The following is a 19880-nucleotide window of genomic DNA, read 5'->3' on the forward strand; positions in this document are numbered from 1 at the left end:
CTCATCATGTTTAGGCTTTTTTTGTATAATATAATTTTACGAAGAAAATAATTTTAATTAGAGGTAGTATTAAAGTGCAATATTATATATAAGTTTGTTGATAAAAAATGATTTATTTACTAATATTTATATTTCCATAAATAATATTAGTTTTATATGCTACTGCTACTTCCTGAAATAACTTTGACTTTAATAGCACTCTTAGGGCAGTTTTTTGCCATAATGATCCCAAATAAAAATAGAATTATTTCTAATATCATTATTTTACTATGCATATTATCAATTTTTCTTACCTTTAAGTACTCAAGTTATGAAGGAGTATGGTACTCATTTGCTACCGGAATAAATATCGGTATTAGTAAAAGCATAGTGCTACTATTCACTATTATCTCCATGATTATATACCGTGATTACTCTATTCTTGTTGCTGACGAATTAAAGTTTGAATTTATTACTTTAATGTTATTATCGGTTGTAGGTATTTTTGTTGCAATTTCATCACGGAATTTTCTATTATTATTCTGCGGTATGGAGCTTACTGCTTTAACTTCATATGCACTTGCAGGATTCAAATTAAATGATATGAAATCATCGGAAGGTGCTTTAAAATATTTTATCTTAGGTAGTTTAGTTAGTTGTTTATCATTATTCGGTATTTCTTTTATATACGGATTCGGCGGAAGCCTACAATTTGAGGATATCTTATATAAACTAAATGATAATTCCGGAATGAATCTTGGTTTAATAATCGGTATTGTACTATTTTTAAGTAGTATTTTCTTTAAACTCTCAAGTGTTCCACTCCATTTTTGGGTCCCTGACGTATATGAAGGATCACCGATTACTTCAGTTACTTATTTCAACGCTGCCTCAAAAATAGGTATGGTTATTGTTTTATTAAATATCAGCAAATTAATTATAGGTAATTACTATCCTATTAATTATAATTTAATAAAGATAATTGCTATATTATCTATGCTGTTTGGAGCTTTTGGAGCCATTCGTCAAACTTCTCTAAAAAGATTAATGGCTTATAGTACTATTTTAAATATCGGTTATGTATTAATCGGCGTTCTTCTGCATAATCAAGAAGGATATAAAGCAGCTCTACTATATATTCTAATATATGCGGTAGGGAGTATAGGATTTTTTACTTGCTTAATTATACTGCTCGGTAAAGACGTCAATAAAGCTAGTTTTAAAACTATACAAGGAATTGCAGAGTATCATAAAACTATAGCTGCCGTAATTAGCATAGTTATGTTTTCAATGATTGGAATCCCTCCTCTTACAGGATTTTTCGGTAAATATTACCTTTTTTACCAAGCAATTAATCAAGAAGAATTCGCATTAGCTTATTGTGGTATTTTTACCAGCGTAGTTGCTGCGTTTTATTATCTTAAAGTAGTAAAAGCCATGTATTTTTCTAAAAAGATTGAGATAATTAAGCTGCCGATGCAATATGGGCTTTTACTGATTAATTACTTAGTTGTAGGCTTCTTGTTGCTTGGTTCATTTATTATCTCGTTTTAGCCGGTGTAGACTTTTTATTAACAACACTAGCTGCAGTAGTTTGAGTAGGCTTCATAACCTTTTCTTTTAGATTCTTTATATGTTTTAGATTTTCTTCATCTAATTTTAATAAATCTTGGTCTTTTTGTTTAGCTTTTTTAGCTAGACCTAATTGACTTGGAGTAACACTAACAGTATCATCCGTTCCAACTTCTTTCTTAAATTTTTCTAGAGCATCTACATATTCTCTGTTTGCATATATATTTGTCTTTACCAATTTTTGTTTTGGTTCTTTCTTTATTTTATCAGAAGAACCAGCTAAATTTCTTTCATCTTTAATATCTTCATTTAAACTTTTTATTGTCTTTATTAAATGTTTTTTCGCACTATCTCTAATACCAAGTATTTCTAAAATTCTTGCAAAATTAGTAGTAATTTTATTTCTTAATTTAAGTTTTTGTCCTCCTTTTTTTCTTTCTTCATAATTAAGAATTTTCGCAAAATAATCAGGATACTCTTTCATTAATGTTTTTAATCCTTGCTCTTTCACTTCGTAATAAGGAAAACTATATTTTTTAGAAATTAAACTATTTACTTTAATTTCTAAGCCGTATTCCTTTAAGGATTCTTGCCTTTTTTTCATTGTATCTATTAAACTAGCCTTAATTTCTTCAGGCGTTATTTCTTTAGATTGTTTATTATTAAATTGCTTTGGCATCGCTTGTTTTGCAAATTCTGCAATTGCTTCATTACTATAATATTTAGTTAATGCATCAAAACTTTTATCAATAGTTTTGCTTAAATCAATTTTAGAAACTGCAAGTAAGCTATCGGCAAAATTAGGATTTTTTGTTCTTAAATTAGAAGGAAATTCTCTAAAATGGTTAGTGGGACCGAATCCAGGCAAATGTTTGGCTCTTGAATGCGGATATATATTATTTGTTAAATTATCAAAACTACCAGCAAAATCAATTCTTACTAATTTAGGTAAAGTTTTTGGATTTTTTTGATCTCTGATAACTCCTATATTTCCAACATGTATATCAAAATCGCCGATCAATAAACTTGCCGGCATAATGTTTTCAAAGTTCTGATACTTAATTTCCTTAAAAGCATTTTCTAAGGTTCTAAATAATTTATTTCTAGCCCCCATAAAAAGTGGTCTACCGCAGTCCTTTCTAAACCAAGAACTCGGTTTAGTTTTAGCAGACATATGTTTATCCATGTCCACATACATATCACTACTATAATTCTCAAAAAATTCAGATTTGACATATATTTGCAAATCAACGGCTTTAGATTTATTAAAATCATCAGGAGCAATTAAATTAACCTTTGCTCCATTTCCAGGACTTATAGCTTCAAAAATTTGAGATCCTAAAAACTCGGCTATATTTTTTGAGCTTGAAACCTCTTTTTTTATCATCGCCGTAATTTTACCGTCTAAGCTTTGATATACTCCGCCATGCTCTCCTACCTCATTAGCTCCGCCTCCTTTAGGCTTTAAAAAATTCCAACCTTTAAATACTGATTTCTTATTTTGCGTCATCTTCGCCTCTTTATAATGATTTACACTACATTGATAATTTTGATATAATTATAAAACATATTATTTATTTTATATCAGAAGCCGTTTTGTACCTAATTTTATTGTTCTTTAATATTTCAGCTACTTCAAGAGCTGCATAGGTAAATATACCTGTGGCACCGGCACGTTTAAAACTAATTAATGACTCCATCAAAGCTCTCTCCCAATCCATTGCCCCTGCTTCTGCTGCAAATTTTAACATTGCATATTCTCCACTAACCTGATATGCAAAAATTTTAGCATTTAAATTATTTGCCGCTTCACGAATAACATCCAAAAACGGCATACCAGGCTTCACCATTACCATATCGGCTCCCTCTGCTATATCATGCTCAATCTCAAGCATTGCTTCCTTAATATTACGTACATCCATTTGATAGCTTGATTTATCTAAATAATTCTTTTTATTACTCTTAACAGCATCGCGAAACGGACCGTAAAAACTTGAAGCATATTTAGCGGCATAAGCAAGAATTCCAACATTTATAAATCCCTCTTTGTCAAGATATTCTCTTATAGCCCTGATTCTTCCATCCATCATATCGGAAGGTGCAACAATATCTACTCCAGCTTTTGCTAGCACTAATGCCTGATTACACAAAGCTCTTACTGATCTATCATTATCAACTTCCCCATGATGCACAATACCATCATGACCATGTGTAGTATAAGGATCAAGTGCTACATCGCATATTATACCAATATCGATATTAGCATTTTTGATGTTTCTAATAGTTCTACATATTAAATTATCTAAATTATAAGCCTCATCGGCATTTTCACTTTTTAGACTTTGATCAATACTCGGAAATAATGCAATAACATTAATACCCAGCTCTGCTGCTTCTTTTGCCGTTTCTACTATTTGATCAATCGATAAACGATATATACCAGGCATAGTTTTAATTTCTTGCCTTTCATTATGTCCTTCAACAACAAATAAAGGCAACACTAAATCACTAACCGATAAATTACTTTCGGATATTAACTCTCTAAGCCAAAAAGCTTTTCTATTTCTTCTAAGTCTAATATGGGGGTACATAAAATTCATATCTCATTTTAGTTAATAACTTGGATTCTAATATATAAAATATATAACCTAACTATCTTATAGTAAAAATATTGCATTACAAAAAGAAATTTTGCTTGCAATTTATAAAAAATTTAAGCAAGCTGTTTAATTATGTAAATAAACATAGGAGCTTAATATGGCACAAGATAATATTCCAAAATCAGTACAAGATAGAATACAAGAGTGGGAAAAAAATCAAAAAATATGTCAAATAACCCACCAAAAAATACAAAACCGGCTGTTCCTCTAAAACCCACTTCTGAGCAAATAAAGGCATGGAACGAGGCACATAAAAAACAGACTGACTTAACTACACATTCCCAAGCACTTGATATATTTGTTGACACCCCATCTCCGCAAGTTGAAACCCAAAAGCCTATTATTTTTTCAAAACCGGCTCCGGAACAAACAAAAGTACCGGAAACAACACCTCAAAAACAATCCAATTTAACCGTAAAAGAGAAAATAGAGCAATTTTTTAAAGATCATAATATTGATACTAAAGATGCTTTGATTCCGGAATTTAGCCACTATATAGCATTAAGCGGTTCTATGGCAGGGAAGCGTCTTGATGTTACTATTAAAGCTTATGAACAATCATTAGGACGGCTAATAAAACAAGTAGGAGTACCTCAAAAAGAGTTTGTTTCTTTTATAGAAGATGATCTAATCAAGAATTATCCACACAAAGATAAATTTGAAAAAATCAATCAACATTATAAATTACCTGAACCACCTACACTATCTGATATAATTGATAATCTGAGAGAATTAGTAAACAATGATGATATAATAGCTCATTTGAAACAAAGTAGAAAACACATTGAATTTAAAGAAAAAGTAAATAATATTATTCAGATTTATGATGATAATAAACATAATCCAGCTGCTATAGCTAAAGTTGAAGCAAAACTGCAAGAGGTAGGTAAATGGTGTGAAGAAACTACAAAAATGGATAATAATCCTATTTGGAAAAATATTGGTAATTTTATACAATATTCTTTTACCGGAGATAAAGCTAAAGCTGCTTTTTATAAAGATACTATAAAAATTCTACTCAAAATACTAAAAAAGCTATAGAAGAAATACAAAAATCTCTTACCAATCCTTCTCCTCATTCATCTAATGTTCCACCGTCGAAGAATCAAGGAGAAAGATATAGAAGCTAATAAAAACTTTTAGGATCGATATCTATTTTTAGATGGCAAAAAGAAGGAATTTTTATAAGGCTTAGCCAAAATTTTAAATATTTCTGCAAATTAAATTTCTTATCGGCTATAATAAGTATTCGGTAACGATATTTACCAGCGAGCTTTGACATTAATGAGCTTGCCGGTCCTAAAATTTTCACGTTTGCTTTTGGTGCAATTCGGACCATATCCCTAGCAATTTCTAGAATTTTAGCCTCACTGGAACCTGACAAAATTACCGATGCTGTTTTGGAAAATGGCGGCATATCTGCTGATTTTCTTATTTCAAGTTCATTTGCAAAAAAACTATCTTCATCACCGGCTTTAACATAACTAAAAATTGTATTATCAGGATAATAGCTTTGTAGATATACTACACCTTTACTATCTCCTCTACCCGCTCTACCACCTACCTGATGTAGTAGCTGAAAAGTTCGCTCAGATGCTCTAAGATCGGCATTATTGCTTCCAAGATCGGCATCTATTACTCCAACTAAAGTAAGATTCGGAAAGTGATAACCTTTTGTTATTATTTGTGTGCCTATTAAAATATCAATTTCTAAATTTTCCATTTGATGTAGAAGCTGTGCTATTTTTTCCGGGCTTTTAGCATGATCTTTACTTATCACCGCAATTTTACTCTCAGGAAAAAGTGCTTTTGCTTCTTCCTCTATTCTCTCTATACCTGGACCACAGATAGTTAATGTTTCATCCTCTAGACATTCAGGACAAGAACTAAAAATTTTACTTTGATAACCGCAATGGTGACATTCAAGTTTTTTAGTCGCTTTATGTACTACCATCCAAGAAGAGCAGAATTTACAGGTCAATCTGTGACCGCAAGCTTTGCATAGCATGAGCGGAGCATAACCACGCCTATTAAGAAATAATAAGACTTGCTTTTTATTATCTAAATTACCTTTGATAGCTTCTATAAGAAGCTTGGATAAATAGGAATTCTTAGATAGCTTTTCTTTAGTCATGTCGATTATTTCTATATTTGGCAAAGCGACATTTTTGTATCTATTAACCAATGTAACCAATTGATATTTACCAATTTCTATATTATGTATCGTTTCAATAGACGGTGTTGCCGAACACAAAACAATTTGTGCTTTATCAAATGTACCTCTTACGATAGCCGTATCCCTAGCATTATATAATATACCGTCATCTTGTTTATAGGAATCGTCATGTTCCTCATCTATAACTATTAAACCGAGATTTTTAAAAGGTAAAAACAAACTACTTCTAGCCCCAATTACTACTTTAACTTTATCGCTTAATATACCTCTTAAAATCATTTTCTTGTGAGCTTTGGTAACGCTTGAGTTCCATATGATAGGCTCAAAACCGAATCGCTCTATAAAACGATTAATAATTTGTGTACTTAAAGCAATTTCAGGCAACATAACAAGCACTTGTTTGCCTTTTGCTAAGTAATCTGCTATTAGATGAAAATATATTTCTGTTTTACCTGATCCCGTAACACCTTTAACAAGTGTTGGCTTATTACTTTCATTTAAAATTGTTACTGCTTGTTTCTGCTCTTCTAACAAATCAGGTAGCACAAAGTTATTATTGACTTTCTGCTCCTTAACTTTAATCGGTTTTTCAGCAATATCCATAGGTAATACTAACTTGGCTATGCTCCCAAGCTCTGACATATAGTAGCTACTCATCCATTTAATTAATTCTAAAACTTCTGAAGTAATATTTAAGTTTAACGGTACTTTCGCTCTAATAGTTTTTATTTTTTTTGCCTCGGAATTTGAAACAAGCTCCCATACTATGCCGGTTAATTCCTTATTTCTAAAAGGCACTACAACAAGATCACCTATGTTTAGCTCTAAATCTTCAGGTATTAAATAATCTAGCGGAAATAATTTTGCTACCGGTAATAATATTTTTGCTATTCGCATATATAATGTATTTTATAATTTTTTTTATTATATACTAAACTGATAAATTATAGAAACCTAGATGAATAAAGAAACAAAAATTGTTATAGCAATTTCTGGAGCTTCAGGAGCAATATACGGTATTCGTTTGCTTGAAGTACTAAAGCAACAAAATATCGAAACTCATTTGGTTATTTCAGAGGGAGCAGCTCTTACTATAAAGCTCGAAACTAAATATTCTATAGATAAAGTTAAACTACTGGCTAATTATTATTATGACGATAAAGATTTAGGTGCTACTATTTCAAGCGGCTCTTTTAAAACTTCAGGCATGATAATAGCCCCTTGTAGTATGAAGACCTTAGCAAGTATTGCTCACTCAATGGAAGATAATTTAATTAGTAGAGCGGCAGGTGTTGTACTTAAAGACAGAAGGAAACTTATTTTAATGACCCGTGAAACTCCTTTGCATATCGGACATTTAGAAAATATGTTAAAAGTAGCGAGTTACGGCGGCATTATATCGCCGCCCGTGCCGGCTTTTTATAATAACCCTGTAAGTATAGATGATATAGTGAATCATTCTATTACTAGAGTTTTAGATTTTTTCGATATCGAAACTAATTTAATTAAACGCTGGGATAGTTATGAGCAATAAAGTATCAACTTTACTATTAAAACTTGCATTTAAAAAAGCCTGTAATATCATTAATAAATATTTTTCACCGGAAGAAAGTTTAGTAGATAAATTAATCGCTGAACATAGAAATGAAGCAAAGAATGAATAATGTACAATGTTCTGTTTTGGGCTTTGTTGTGTGGATCGGTTTTAACGTCATTGCGAGGAAATTACATAAGTAATTGACGAAGCAATCCAGTAAAAATTCTGATTTACAGAATTTTTTTATCACCACGCAGCCTACGGCTGCTTGCAATGACGACTCGGTATCCACGCAACAATACCTCGTGGGAATGACATAAAGGGCTTCTTTTTTCAAACCATATAATAATTTAACAAACAACAATGGCACGTAATAAAATAAATAACGAAACAAATATATTAGCTGATAACGAAGATAATTTACCTATACCAAGGGTTTTACCTTCAAATGTTCAAGCAGAGCAAATGCTACTTGGGGCGATTTTAACCAATAACGAATTACTAAATTACGTATCGGAATTTTTACGTGATGCACATTTTTTTGAACCTATTCATAAAAAAATCTATAAGGCAATTGAGAAAATTACTGAAAAAGGGCTGACAGCTACACCTATTACTTTACGTAGTATGTTAACTCAAGATGCACTATTTCAAGAAGTAGAAGGAGCGGAGTATTTAGCAAAATTGATAACTATGTCAATGATGGTAATAAATCCGGTTGATTATGGTAAAATAATATATGATTTAGCAATAAAGCGTAATTTAATAAATATCGGTGAAGAAGTAGTAAATAATGCCTATAATTCTTCATTAGAAGTTGAAGCAAAGGAACAGATTGAACATGCCGAAGCTAAACTTTATGATTTAGCTAGCGAAGGCTTGAATGAAAAAAGTTTTACCAAAATCGGTATATCTATTTCAGAATCACTAGCTAGTATTAATAGGGCTATGAAAAATAATGATCATATAATCGGTATATCTACCGGTTTGATTGATCTAGATAATAAATTATGCGGCTTTCATAATTCCGATCTTATAATTCTTGCAGGACGTCCGTCTATGGGTAAAACAGCATTTGCTATAAATCTTGCACTTAATACCTGTAATAATATGCGTCTTAAAAATATTAGAGATAATCAAGAAATTCAGTCAGTAGGTTTTTTCTCTTTAGAAATGTCCTCAGAACAACTAACCACACGTCTACTTTCAATGTGTGCAGAAATTGATTCTACTTCTCTTCGTACGGGGATTCTAGGTGAAGAAAAATATAACCGTCTTCGCAAGGAAGCAAATACTTTATCGGAATTACAATTTTTTATCGATGATACCCCTGCTCTATCTATTTCCGCTATAAGAACAAGAGCTAGAAGAATGAAACGCAAGCATAATCTCGGTATATTATTTATTGATTATTTACAATTAATTAGAGGAGTAAGTAAATCCGAAAATAGAGTTAGCGAGATTTCAGAAATAACCCAAGGTTTAAAAGCAATAGCCAAAGAGTTAAATATTCCGGTTATTGCGTTATCTCAGCTTTCAAGAGCGGTAGAACTACGTGAGGACAAAAAACCTATGCTATCCGATCTTCGAGAATCGGGAACTATAGAACAGGATGCTGATATAGTAATGTTTATTTATCGTGAAGAATATTATTTAACTAGAAAAGAACCGGCAGCAGGCGATGCTAAACATGCCGCATGGTTAGATAAGCTCAACAAAGTATATAATATTGCCGATATAATTGTTGCAAAACATCGTAACGGACCAGTTGGAAATGTTCCGCTTTATTATGATAGTCAATTTTCTAAATTTGGTAATTTGGAGACAAGAACTTTTAACTCTAATTAAATCAGAATTGTTTTACGTCATTATTGCGTGGATACCAAATCGTCATTGCGAGCGAACGTTAGTGAGCGTGGCAATCTCAGGAATTTTTCCTGAGATTGCTTCGTCAGTTACTTCGTACTTTCCTCGCAATGATGATGTTTATCTTTTATTTTTTTTCTGTCTATCCTATTGCTTTATCAAACACCTCATTATTATTGTTCCTATAAAGCCACATCTCATTATAAGGAATGAACTTACCGGGCTTTATTATTATAGTACCGTCACTTGATGTTAAAACTTGTATCTGTTTTCCTGCATATTTCTTCCTCACGGATATTTGCCCGTTATTTCTTACATGTTTGATTGTTTCTATATTATTTCCTATTATCATAATATTTAATTTACAAAATTCCTATTTTTCAATATTACTAGCATATTTAATAATAAATAACCTTATTATTTAGTTACTATATTAACAAGTTCATAGCCCATTATAAGCATTTCAACAATTACACATATAATAATTAGATATTGTTTTTGTAATTCAAGATAATAAATTATTTATCTTTGCTTTATATAACAGATAAACCGGTAATAAAATTGCAATAATTACGAGAATCATACCAGCAAATCCTAAAATTATAATAAAAGCATTAGGTACTACTACTGCTACAATATAAGCTGGTAATATAGTAACGATAGAAGCGGTCATATTACGCATTACTACATTCGGTATCGAATTCATAAACATAGTTTTAAGGGAATCACATAGCCCTACTCCTACTCCGAGTATTGATCTAACGATAGCAAGAGTTGAAATTATCCAAACTAATAATTGTACGAACGGCCATTTTGCTATATTACTTAATTCCTTAAATCTCCGACTTCTACATTACTGGTAATCATTTGTTGATAAAATGTTGGATTATTATGATGTACTACAATAAGAATACTACAAGTCCAAATTATATATACTATTGCAGGAATTAAGCTTCCAAATAAAAACGCCGTCTTTAGCATTTTTGTTACAATAATTAGTTAAGGTATGGAAGATTACTTGGAAACTAAATGAAGTAAAAACTACCGGAGTGACTATACCCCATATAGATATTTCTTTTAGAGGTAATAATAATACACCATGCTCCTATATAAGTTATACTTGTATTTAAAGCTAATAACTTCTGTAATATTGAAGAGCCTCCGTATATAAATACTGCAAGTAAAGCATATGAAAGGAGCTTAAGGCTTACAGTACCGATGATTTGAGCAGTATGTCCTGAAAAATATTTTCCCAATGCCCAAGTGTTAAGCCTTTACCCGCTTGAAGATTAAGCTCTAGGTTAATTAAAGAAGTATAATACATTATAAACCAAATTACAAACATCAATATTATACTAGGTATTATAACCTAATTTTGCTAATACCATGGGTAGTGCTATCATACCGCTACCTATACAAGTACCTGAAATTAACAGGATTGAACCAATAAGTTTTTGCATAATTTAATGAAGTTTAGATTAAAGCAAAGGACTTAATTTTTGTTAAAAAGAAAATCAGCTAAAAAAAGACGATAAGAATTTTAAAGAATAAAAAGTTTTGATAAGTAAAATTAACATTCGTATAATTTTGTTAAAACATATGTAGCGGTATAGTATAATTATATTAATAATTTATGTAAAATTATTAATATTGCTTTTTAAGGGTATTTTTATATATTCTTATTAGACCTCTTCCCAAACCAACTTGATAGAGAGGAATTTAACGGAGACACGGGACACAGCACCACAGCATATATAGAAATACGTGAAGATGCGAGTACCGAATCGACGTATAAATTATCTCTAGAAACGACGCTTGGGAAGAGGTCTATTGAAAATTACTATATTTAAAAATGCATAGATTAGCTAAAATAATTAGTAATGCAGGAGTTTGTTCTAGGCGTGATGCTGAAAAGCTGATAGTTGAAGGACAGGTAAAAGTAGACGGCATTACAATTTTATCACCGACTACAAATGTTGATATTAGTAATCAAATTGAAGTATCAGGCACATTAATCAATAATATACACAAACCAAGGCTTTGGATTTATTACAAACCTGTTGGTTTAATTACCACTCATAAAGATCCTTTATCTCGTAAAACGGTGTTTGAACAGCTAACCGGTTTACCTCGTGTTATTTCAATAGGTAGGCTGGATTTAAATAGCGAAGGTTTATTATTACTAACTAATAGCGGTGATTTAGCTCGTCAGTTTGAGCTCCCCTCAAGTAGGTTAAAGCGAGTATATCATGTTAGGGCGTATGGGAAGTATGATATTCTACTAAAAAGCAATTATAAAAATTTAGAAATTGACGGGATATTTTATAACCCTCATTCGATAAAATTACTTAAGCAAAATAAGACTAATTGTTGGTTTGAAGTAGTTTTATTTGAAGGAAAAAATCGTGAAATTAGAAGAATATTCGAGTATTGTGGACTAAAAGTTAACAAATTAATTAGGATTCAATATGGTAATTTTACAATAGATAATCTAAAACCCGGAGATTATAAAGAAATAAATAATAAAATACTGGAAAATAATTAGTAATGTGTTATTATTAATACATTTTAACTAATCATATAGAATACATATGACAAATCTTAATATATATACATGTGCAGAAAAAGACCTAAACGATTACCTTGGTTATATAAAAGATAACCCTAGTGTCTCGCTAAATGATTTTATCAAAAATAAATATTTCGCTGAAGATAATGATAACATTATCATTACTAGTTTAGAAAATATGGAAATTAACGCAGATTTAGCCAATGCTGATTTCCAAGGTACAATACTAACTGATGCCGTATTTAATAATTGTGACTTAACAAATACCATATTATGTGATTCAGATTTAACAAATGTAAAATTTAATGATTGTACATTTATCGGTACCGACTTTAGAGGAGCAAATCTTCATTATACAGATTTTAATTATAAAGATTATGATTATGATAACTATAAAATCCCCAATCTCAAAGATAAAATACGAGATATAAAACTATCTTTTTCAGATCTTGAAAGATTAAATCAATATATAGATAAAGATTTAGAACAAGAACATATCAAAGAAATAGTTATAGATGAAGCTACGAAGACAAAGAAATATATTTTGGCTGGAGAAGACGAAAAAACTTTATGGAATATCAAATCAAAAGAACTAAAGACTAAGCAAGAAGAGTTAGAAACTCTAAAGCAAAATTTAGATAATCCTGGGATTGCTACCAATCTTTTAAATGCTTTTTGGAATAGTGCAGAAACTATTGCTAGAAACCGACAAAACGAACTAGAAAAAATCAACAAGTTACAGCATGAAGTAAACAAATTAGAAACTGAAGTATATGCTTTAGATAATCTTAGAATGTTCTGCGGTAAGGGTTTAGATGGTATTTTTGAGCAGTTAAAAGACGAAGAAATACAAATAACACTAGACCCATCATATATTATAGGTTCGACTGCCAAAGAACGAGATATACCGAAAGAATATATAAAATTAACTTCTGCCGAATTTGATCTATATTTAGCTGAAGCAGCAAAACAATCCAATACAAAATTATCTCTTACCGAATTTGTTAGAAAGCAAAAAAATCTTTCAGAAGATTTAAATATAGTTCCTGATCTTTCAGCGATTAATTTATCAGGTAAAACTCTTACCAATCTTAACCTGAAGAATACATTATTTGCTTCAGCCAACTTAGAGAATGTCAAAATCTCAAATTGTAATTTAGATTTTACTAATTTTGAAGGAGCTAATTTACAAAATGCCGTTTTTCAAAATGTTACGGCTCGTAACGCAGGATTTCTTTTTGCTGATCTTAAAAAGAGCAAAATTGAAAATAGTGATATGTCGAGAGCTTACATGCCTAAAGTAGATTTATCTGAAGTAGAGGTAACAAATAGCAAATTTAATGCGGTTATGATGGTTAATGCCGATGCCGAAAAGTTAATTATTAAAGATTCAGAATGGAAAAATTCTAATCTTACCGGTATATCGCTTGCCTATGCAGATATGCAAAGAGTTCAAATGCAGGGGGTAGTTTTAAATAATGCACTTCTAGATCAAGCAAATATCGTTTCTACTAATCTTGAAAATGTTTTTATGAATAAAACACATGCATTAGAAGCAAAATTTAAAGAGCAATGTAACATGCAAGGCATAACTGCAAGAAATGCCTATTTTAGCTATGCTGAATTTGAAAATATACTATCTTTAAAAGAAGCTGACTTAAGAGAAGCTATAATGCAGCGTGTTAAACTTAAGAACGCTGATTTAACAAAAGCACAGCTTGATAAAGCAAATCTTGAATATGCCGATCTTACAAACGCTACGCTTACTAATGCAATTGCACAATTTGCTAAGTTAAGTAATGCTACTTTAGAAAAAGCAGAAGCCGAGGGATTAAATATTTCGGATGCTATTGCTAAAAATATTAATGCTAAGGAAGCTAACTTTAAAAATGCAATTATGCAGCGTGCCGATCTTACTAAAGCCAATTTCACTAAAGCAGTGTTGGAAAATGCCGATATGCAAGCAGTGGAAGCAGCCGAGGCTATATTTAAAGAAGCAAATCTAAAACAAGCGAATCTAAAAGCAGCAAATCTAGTTGGAATTAATAAAGAAGGAGCAGATTTTGATAAAGCAAAAATCAACGATGCTACAAAGATGCATGATACTAAAGGTGAGGCTAAAGGGAATTTAGATCATCAAGATAAAGACGATAAAAAAACATCTGTCAATGTTAACAAACATGCTAAATTACAAGATAAAATTCATGCAAGAGAGAAAAGCGGTTGGTTTCTGAAAACCGGAGTAGGACAGCTTTGTACAAAACTTGCTAAAAGTACTACATCAGGAATTAGCCGCGTAACAAATTTTTTAGCAAGTAAAAAATTTTTAGTAGGACTTGCCGTAGTAGCCGGTCTTGCAGTAGCAGCTGCACCTTTCGTAGCAATGCCTGTGTTATTGGTCACCGGCACCGCCCTTACTACTAAAGCTGTCATTCTAGGCGCAGGTATTTTGGCCGGAGGGCTAGTCGCTACCGGAACTTATAAACTCACTCAAAAACCTTTACGCAATCTTCAGAAGTCATTTGAAAACTTAACTAGTAGTATAGATAAATATATCTCACCGCCTCCTAAAAATATTGATGAATTAGTAACAGCAAAACAACAAGCAAGACAAAAAGCTGAAACAGAAAAATCTAAAGAAAGGGAAGAAAATTTAAATAATGTAAATAATTATATTGATAAAGCTAAAGAACAAGATCTTTTAAAACAAGCACAAAATAATTTAAACCAAGCAACGCCAAAAGTAGAAATCAAAGAAAAGAAAGATAAAACTGTAGAAAAACAACAAGCAAAATCTAATACATTCGCAGCAAAATTTAAGCCTAACACTCAAGGCAAAGGATTTGCCACAAAAATAAAAGACGAAAAAAAATCACGCTCAATAAAAGAAGCATATAACTAAATAAGTGTTAAAAATAATATCCGGTAAATATAGAAACCAAATTATACCTACCGCTAAAAATATCAAATATCGACCTTCCACCGGTAAGCTCAAAGAGGCAATATTTAGTATATTAACCTCCGGTGAGTTTACCGGTAATAAATTATTTAACGCAAATACTCACATTCTCGATTTATTTGCCGGTAGCGGTAGCCTTGCTTTTGAGAGACTATCAAGAGGAGCAGGTTTTGCTACCTTAATTGATATTGATACATCCTCATTAAAAATAGCAGAAGGATTTGCTAAATCTCTAAACATTGAAAATAATGTTAATTTCGTTAATATTAATGCTTTAAATCTACCGAAAGCTACTAGACATCTTTTTAAACCAGCTTATAGAGATGGATCTAAAGGAGACACGGAACACAGCACCGCAGCGTACACACTAGTACGTGAGGATGCGAGTACCGGATCAACGTCTAAATTACCTCTAGAAGCGAAGTTTGGGAAGATGTCTAATAAATCATTTGATCTTGTCTTTATAGACCCCCCTTATCATAAAAATATAGTGCCTAAAGTAATGAAACTGCTGATAAAAAATAATTGGCTCAAAGACGGTGCTATTATAGTTATTGAGATGGCTAAAACAGATGATTATATTTTAGATGAAAATATTGAAATTATACGTGAAAAACTATATGGTAAGAGTAAGCTGTTGGTTTTGAGCTTTACCGTCATTCCCGCGAAGGCGGGAATCCAGTAAAACATATAAAATATAAAAACTTGTTTTTATATTTTTATTTTATTAATAGTTTATTTTTTCTGGATTCCCGCTTTCGTGGGAATGACATAGAACCGCGTAACAAGACATTAAAAAACAAACATGACCAAAAAACATTACATATGTTCTAACTGTGGAAATATTAGTCCTAAATGGTCAGGGCAGTGCTTTGATTGCGGTGTATGGGGTAGTATTGTCGAAGAGATAATAAGTACAAATCAAGCAATTGTTAAAGTCGGTAGCAAGCAAGACTTCGATAAGCTTTCAGGGCATGTAACCGAGCAGTTACGCATCCCTACCCCTATAGGTGAATTCAATAGAGTACTAGGCGGCGGTTTAGTGCTTGGTTCTGCTATATTAATAGGAGGAGACCCTGGTATAGGCAAATCTACTTTGTTACTACAGCTAGCAGCAAGTAACTTTGCATCAAAGATGAATTGCTTATATATAACGGGCGAAGAATCGTTAGACCAAATAAAATTAAGGGCCATAAGGCTAAACCTAACTAACTATAATACCGATATTTTAGCAGCTACTAATTTGGAAGATATTATTGCGAGTATAGAAGCTAATAAAAATAATATTGATTTAATAGTGATTGATTCTATTCAAACAATTACCACAAAAGAATTATCATCGCCTCCAGGCACTGTTTCGCAAATTCGTACATGTGCAAATGAGCTTGTTAATTATGCTAAGCAAAACAATATAATTATTTTATTAAGCTGTCACATCACTAAAGACGGACAACTAGCAGGTCCTAAGATACTTGAACATTTAGTGGATACCGTGCTATATTTTGAGGGAGATCATAATAATCATTTCCGTATTTTACGCTCATATAAAAATCGTTTTGGCGGTGTGGGTGAAATAGGAGTATTTGAGATGAACGGCAGCGGGCTTATTGAAGTAACAAATCCGTCTGAACTATTTTTAATGCAGCGAGAACAGAACGTTATAGGTACGTCTATTTTTGCAGGAATCGAAGGTTCAAGACCGTTACTTATGGAAGTACAAGCCCTTATAGTACCCTCAAATATGGTAACTCCTAGACGCTCTGCGGTGGGCTGGGATGCTAATAGGTTATCAATGATACTTGCCGTGCTTAGTAGTAGGATAGGACTGAATCTTGCTAACTATGAGGTATATTTAAGCATTGCGGGGGGACTTAAAATTGCCGATCCTGCTTCTGATTTAGCAGTAACAGCGAGCTTAATATCTGCTGCAACCGGCAACCCTGTACCCGAACATAGCGTCTTTTTCGGCGAAATAAGCTTATCGGGTGAAATAAGAAAAACCGCAAAAGCAGAAACAAGAATAAAAGAAGCCGTAAAACTTGGATTTAATAAGATTATCTGCTCTAAATTTGAAAATTTAACGTATGACTTTATATCTTCCGTCTCACATTTAAAGGACCTAAAAGAGATAATTAAATGAGTATAGTTTATGAAATAAGAAATTTGGAAGAAGCACGTAATTTTTTATCTAGTGTAGAAGAACAGCTGATATTAACAAATCATGCCTCTAGCGTAAAATATTACGGTATGCTAGCAATTGATTACATGTTTAAAACTCTAAGTAAAGAATTTCCGGAAAAAGTTTTAGATCTTACCGTAAATGTAGGAGAGGATCACGCCGCTTTATTTACTGCAATCAAACTAGGGTATAAGAATATATCATATACAGGGAATTCTGAGGAAGCTAGGGGGTTGTTGTACGGATATCAAACCGTCATTGCGAGCGACTGAAAGGAGCACGGCAATCCAGAAAATAATTAAAAAAATGCTAAAAATTAGCATTTTTAACTGGATTGCTTCGTCAATTACTCCGTAATTTTCCTTGCAATGACAAAAATTTAATAAAAAAAACCATGAATATCAAAGATATAGGAGTAATAATTGCTAAAAAACCTTTGAAAGAAAATACATTTATTATTACGGTTTTTACTAAAAATCATGGTTTATATTCGGGAGTTGTAAAAGAATTTTCTAAAAAAAGTAAATTTATATATCAAGAAGGGAATATTATAGATTTTCTTTGGCAGGCAAGATTACATGAACATATTGGCATGGCTAAATGTGAACTCATTAAATCTTACACCGGTTATTTTATCACAAATAAAGCTAAATTATATGCCTTTAATTCCGTTATATCTTTAATCAAAGAGTTATTTCATGAAAGAGAAGAACATTCTAAATTTTTTTTATTTCTAATTAACTATTTAGATAATTTATCAAAGAATTTTTGTTTTCGTGATTATATTAATTTTGAGCTAGCTTTACTTGCCGAGACGGGTTATAAGCTTGATCTTACCAAGTGCGGCGTGAGCCATGTTACAACTGATTTAATCTATGTATCACCTAAATCAGCTAGAGCATTATCATATGAAGTAGGAAAACCTTATAAAGATAAATTATTGATGTTACCAAGATTTTTACTTTCAGATAATAGTGAGATTACATTAGAAGAAAAACGGCAAGCTTTAGCTCTAACAAACTATTTTTTTAATAGATATTTATTTCATAATAATAGACAGGTTGAAGCACGCCAAACTTTTATTGAATATACTTTAAATAATTTTTAGAGACTATATTTTTACTTTTATTTTTCTTATTTTATGATATACTGACTTAAGTAATTACTTAAATAAGTATGTAATATGACTAGACTAAGCATAGATATACCAAACGAATTACATCATTTTCTTAAAGTTCACACTGCAAAATGATACTATTATGAATTTTGTAAGAGAAGCGATATATCATAAAATAGCACAGGAAAAAGCATTAAATGCAGAATCAATAAAAATATTAGAAGAATCAGCAAAAGGTTTAAATATTAATAAATATTCTGCGTATAAAGAAATGTATAAAAAGCTTAATTTAATATGATTCTGCAAACCTCTACTATTTTATTCCATGTCATTCCTGCGAAAGCGGGAATCCAGTTGAGTAAAGCTTCTTAAAAGCTTTACTCAAGAAGAAAGTAATATAATAAAAAAAATCTTTAAAATCAAGATTTTTTTAGCCTGGATTCCTGCTTTTGCAGGAATGACATAAGGGCCTTTCAAAAATTTCCTGGTACACTATCTATATACATACCGGTACACATAGTGACTTATTCAAATAATAATCTATGAAAATACTAGCATTTGACACAGCCAATAATACTGCATCGGTAGCAATATCCGAAAATGAGAATATCCTTGCATGTATAGAAGAATTACGTCCTTCTATGCAAGCAGAAAATCTAATGCCGATGATAGAAGACGTGATGAAATCAGCTAAATGTTCATATGATGATTTAGATTATTTAGCGGTAACTAACGGACCCGGTAGCTTTACCGGCATTAGAATAGGACTTGCTAGTGCTAAAGGTATATTATTTTCCAAGGAGAATATTAAAGCAGTAGCGGTTAGCAATTTTGAATATGCTTATTTTAGAGCCGTAACTCAAGTTAAAGATTATGATAAAATATATGTCTTTTTAAACGCTTATCGCTCACAGCTTTATATGCAAGTTTTTCATAAATCAGGACAAATAGAAGAGCCGTTATTGATAGATTTCGAGTATGCTATAAAACTGCTTATAAATGAGAAAGGGAATATAGTTTGTTGCGGTAGCGGACTTGAATTTATATATCACCAAATTATGCATTTGCCGAATATAATAACCTTGCCACGTTTTGCACGAGTTAAAGCTTGGGTTACCTGTAGATATATTGCTAGTAGATTGTCGAGCGATGTAAAATTAAATAGCTCTATCGAGCCACTATACATACGCCCTCCTGATGCTAAAATCGCAATCAATTATGCCATTCCTAGTTAAAAGTAGGAATCCATTTACTGGATTTCTATAA

At 31.6% G+C, this 19880-nt stretch carries 20 protein-coding genes; 13 read left to right on the plus strand and 7 right to left on the minus strand.

What is annotated here, in order from left to right; all coding sequences use genetic code 11:
• Window positions 1–156: 156 nt before the first annotated feature.
• Complete coding sequence (nuoN, locus tag RPR_RS00710) at window positions 157–1533, plus strand: NADH-quinone oxidoreductase subunit NuoN (protein WP_012736404.1); 1377 nt, start codon at window positions 157–159, stop codon at window positions 1531–1533.
• Here nuoN and RPR_RS00715 read toward each other — a convergent pair.
• Window positions 1520–3061 carry a hypothetical protein gene (locus RPR_RS00715; RefSeq protein WP_012736405.1) on the minus strand — a complete coding sequence of 514 codons (1542 nt, stop codon included), beginning with the start codon at window positions 3059–3061 and terminating at the stop codon, window positions 1520–1522. The genes nuoN and RPR_RS00715 overlap by 14 nt on opposite strands.
• A gap of 64 nt (window positions 3062–3125) precedes the next feature.
• Window positions 3126–4142, minus strand: a complete 1017-nt coding sequence (hemB, locus tag RPR_RS00720; RefSeq protein ID WP_012736406.1) for a porphobilinogen synthase — start codon at window positions 4140–4142, stop codon at window positions 3126–3128.
• Between the two features lie 234 nt (window positions 4143–4376).
• Between hemB and RPR_RS08825 the strand changes: the two genes are divergently transcribed.
• Window positions 4377–5252: a hypothetical protein gene (locus RPR_RS08825; RefSeq protein WP_228368865.1), complete on the plus strand. Its 876-nt coding sequence runs from the start codon at window positions 4377–4379 to the stop codon at window positions 5250–5252.
• A gap of 85 nt (window positions 5253–5337) precedes the next feature.
• Here RPR_RS08825 and RPR_RS00735 read toward each other — a convergent pair whose 3' ends face one another.
• A complete protein-coding gene (locus tag RPR_RS00735; protein WP_012736408.1) occupies window positions 5338–7284 on the minus strand; it encodes a primosomal protein N' in 1947 nt (648 codons plus the stop codon).
• A 61-nt stretch (window positions 7285–7345) separates the two neighbouring features.
• Here RPR_RS00735 and RPR_RS00740 point away from each other — a divergent pair, with 61 nt between their 5' ends.
• The 3 genes from RPR_RS00740 to RPR_RS00750 all read left to right on the plus strand — a co-directional run bounded on the left by RPR_RS00740 (window position 7346) and on the right by RPR_RS00750 (window position 9772).
• Window positions 7346–7921: a UbiX family flavin prenyltransferase gene (locus tag RPR_RS00740; protein ID WP_012736409.1), complete on the plus strand. Its 576-nt coding sequence runs from the start codon at window positions 7346–7348 to the stop codon at window positions 7919–7921.
• Window positions 7911–8051 (plus strand): hypothetical protein, encoded by a 141-nt coding sequence (locus RPR_RS08420; protein ID WP_014364812.1) that lies wholly within the window; start codon window positions 7911–7913, stop codon window positions 8049–8051. The genes RPR_RS00740 and RPR_RS08420 overlap by 11 nt, the downstream gene beginning before the upstream one ends.
• 236 nt (window positions 8052–8287) lie before the next feature.
• The gene (locus tag RPR_RS00750; RefSeq protein ID WP_012736410.1) at window positions 8288–9772 is read left to right on the plus strand and encodes a replicative DNA helicase; all 1485 of its coding nucleotides are present in this window, start codon (window positions 8288–8290) and stop codon (window positions 9770–9772) included.
• 160 nt (window positions 9773–9932) lie between these two features.
• Here RPR_RS00750 and RPR_RS00755 read toward each other — a convergent pair whose 3' ends face one another.
• The 4 genes from RPR_RS00755 to RPR_RS09630 form a co-directional block, all read right to left on the minus strand.
• The gene (locus RPR_RS00755) at window positions 9933–10142 is read right to left on the minus strand and encodes a hypothetical protein (RefSeq protein ID WP_012736411.1); all 210 of its coding nucleotides are present in this window, start codon (window positions 10140–10142) and stop codon (window positions 9933–9935) included.
• A gap of 153 nt (window positions 10143–10295) precedes the next feature.
• On the minus strand, window positions 10296–10610 hold the full coding sequence (locus RPR_RS00760; protein ID WP_085065588.1) for an aromatic amino acid transport family protein: 315 nt from the start codon (window positions 10608–10610) through the stop codon (window positions 10296–10298).
• Window positions 10611–10815: 205 nt separating this feature from the next.
• Window positions 10816–11046, minus strand: a complete 231-nt coding sequence (locus tag RPR_RS08425; RefSeq protein WP_014362372.1) for a to amino acid permease — start codon at window positions 11044–11046, stop codon at window positions 10816–10818.
• 99 nt (window positions 11047–11145) lie between these two features.
• Window positions 11146–11250: an aromatic amino acid transport family protein gene (locus RPR_RS09630; protein WP_012150982.1), complete on the minus strand. Its 105-nt coding sequence runs from the start codon at window positions 11248–11250 to the stop codon at window positions 11146–11148.
• 392 nt (window positions 11251–11642) lie between these two features.
• Between RPR_RS09630 and RPR_RS00785 the strand changes: the two genes are divergently transcribed.
• The 8 genes from RPR_RS00785 (at window position 11643) to tsaB (ending at window position 19849) form a co-directional block, all read left to right on the plus strand.
• Entirely contained in the window at window positions 11643–12335 is a 693-nt protein-coding gene (locus RPR_RS00785; RefSeq protein ID WP_012736412.1) for a pseudouridine synthase, read from the plus strand.
• A gap of 46 nt (window positions 12336–12381) precedes the next feature.
• The gene (locus RPR_RS00790; RefSeq protein ID WP_012736413.1) at window positions 12382–15261 is read left to right on the plus strand and encodes a pentapeptide repeat-containing protein; all 2880 of its coding nucleotides are present in this window, start codon (window positions 12382–12384) and stop codon (window positions 15259–15261) included.
• Between the two features lie 4 nt (window positions 15262–15265).
• The gene (locus RPR_RS00795; protein WP_012736414.1) at window positions 15266–16003 is read left to right on the plus strand and encodes an RsmD family RNA methyltransferase; all 738 of its coding nucleotides are present in this window, start codon (window positions 15266–15268) and stop codon (window positions 16001–16003) included.
• A gap of 120 nt (window positions 16004–16123) precedes the next feature.
• Window positions 16124–17458, plus strand: coding sequence for a DNA repair protein RadA (gene radA / locus RPR_RS00800; RefSeq protein ID WP_012736415.1), 1335 nt, complete (start codon window positions 16124–16126; stop codon window positions 17456–17458).
• Window positions 17455–17769 (plus strand): hypothetical protein, encoded by a 315-nt coding sequence (locus RPR_RS00805; RefSeq protein WP_004998178.1) that lies wholly within the window; start codon window positions 17455–17457, stop codon window positions 17767–17769. The genes radA and RPR_RS00805 overlap by 4 nt, the downstream gene beginning before the upstream one ends.
• 122 nt (window positions 17770–17891) lie before the next feature.
• Window positions 17892–18605 (plus strand): DNA repair protein RecO, encoded by a 714-nt coding sequence (gene recO / locus RPR_RS00810; protein WP_012736416.1) that lies wholly within the window; start codon window positions 17892–17894, stop codon window positions 18603–18605.
• 151 nt (window positions 18606–18756) lie between these two features.
• Entirely contained in the window at window positions 18757–18912 is a 156-nt protein-coding gene (locus RPR_RS08430; protein ID WP_014120887.1) for a hypothetical protein, read from the plus strand.
• Between the two features lie 244 nt (window positions 18913–19156).
• The gene (gene tsaB / locus RPR_RS00815; protein ID WP_012736417.1) at window positions 19157–19849 is read left to right on the plus strand and encodes a tRNA (adenosine(37)-N6)-threonylcarbamoyltransferase complex dimerization subunit type 1 TsaB; all 693 of its coding nucleotides are present in this window, start codon (window positions 19157–19159) and stop codon (window positions 19847–19849) included.
• The last annotated feature ends 31 nt before the right edge of the window (window positions 19850–19880 follow it).

The organism is Rickettsia peacockii str. Rustic (assembly GCF_000021525.1).
In the GTDB taxonomy this organism is placed as follows: Bacteria; Pseudomonadota; Alphaproteobacteria; order Rickettsiales; family Rickettsiaceae; genus Rickettsia; species Rickettsia rickettsii.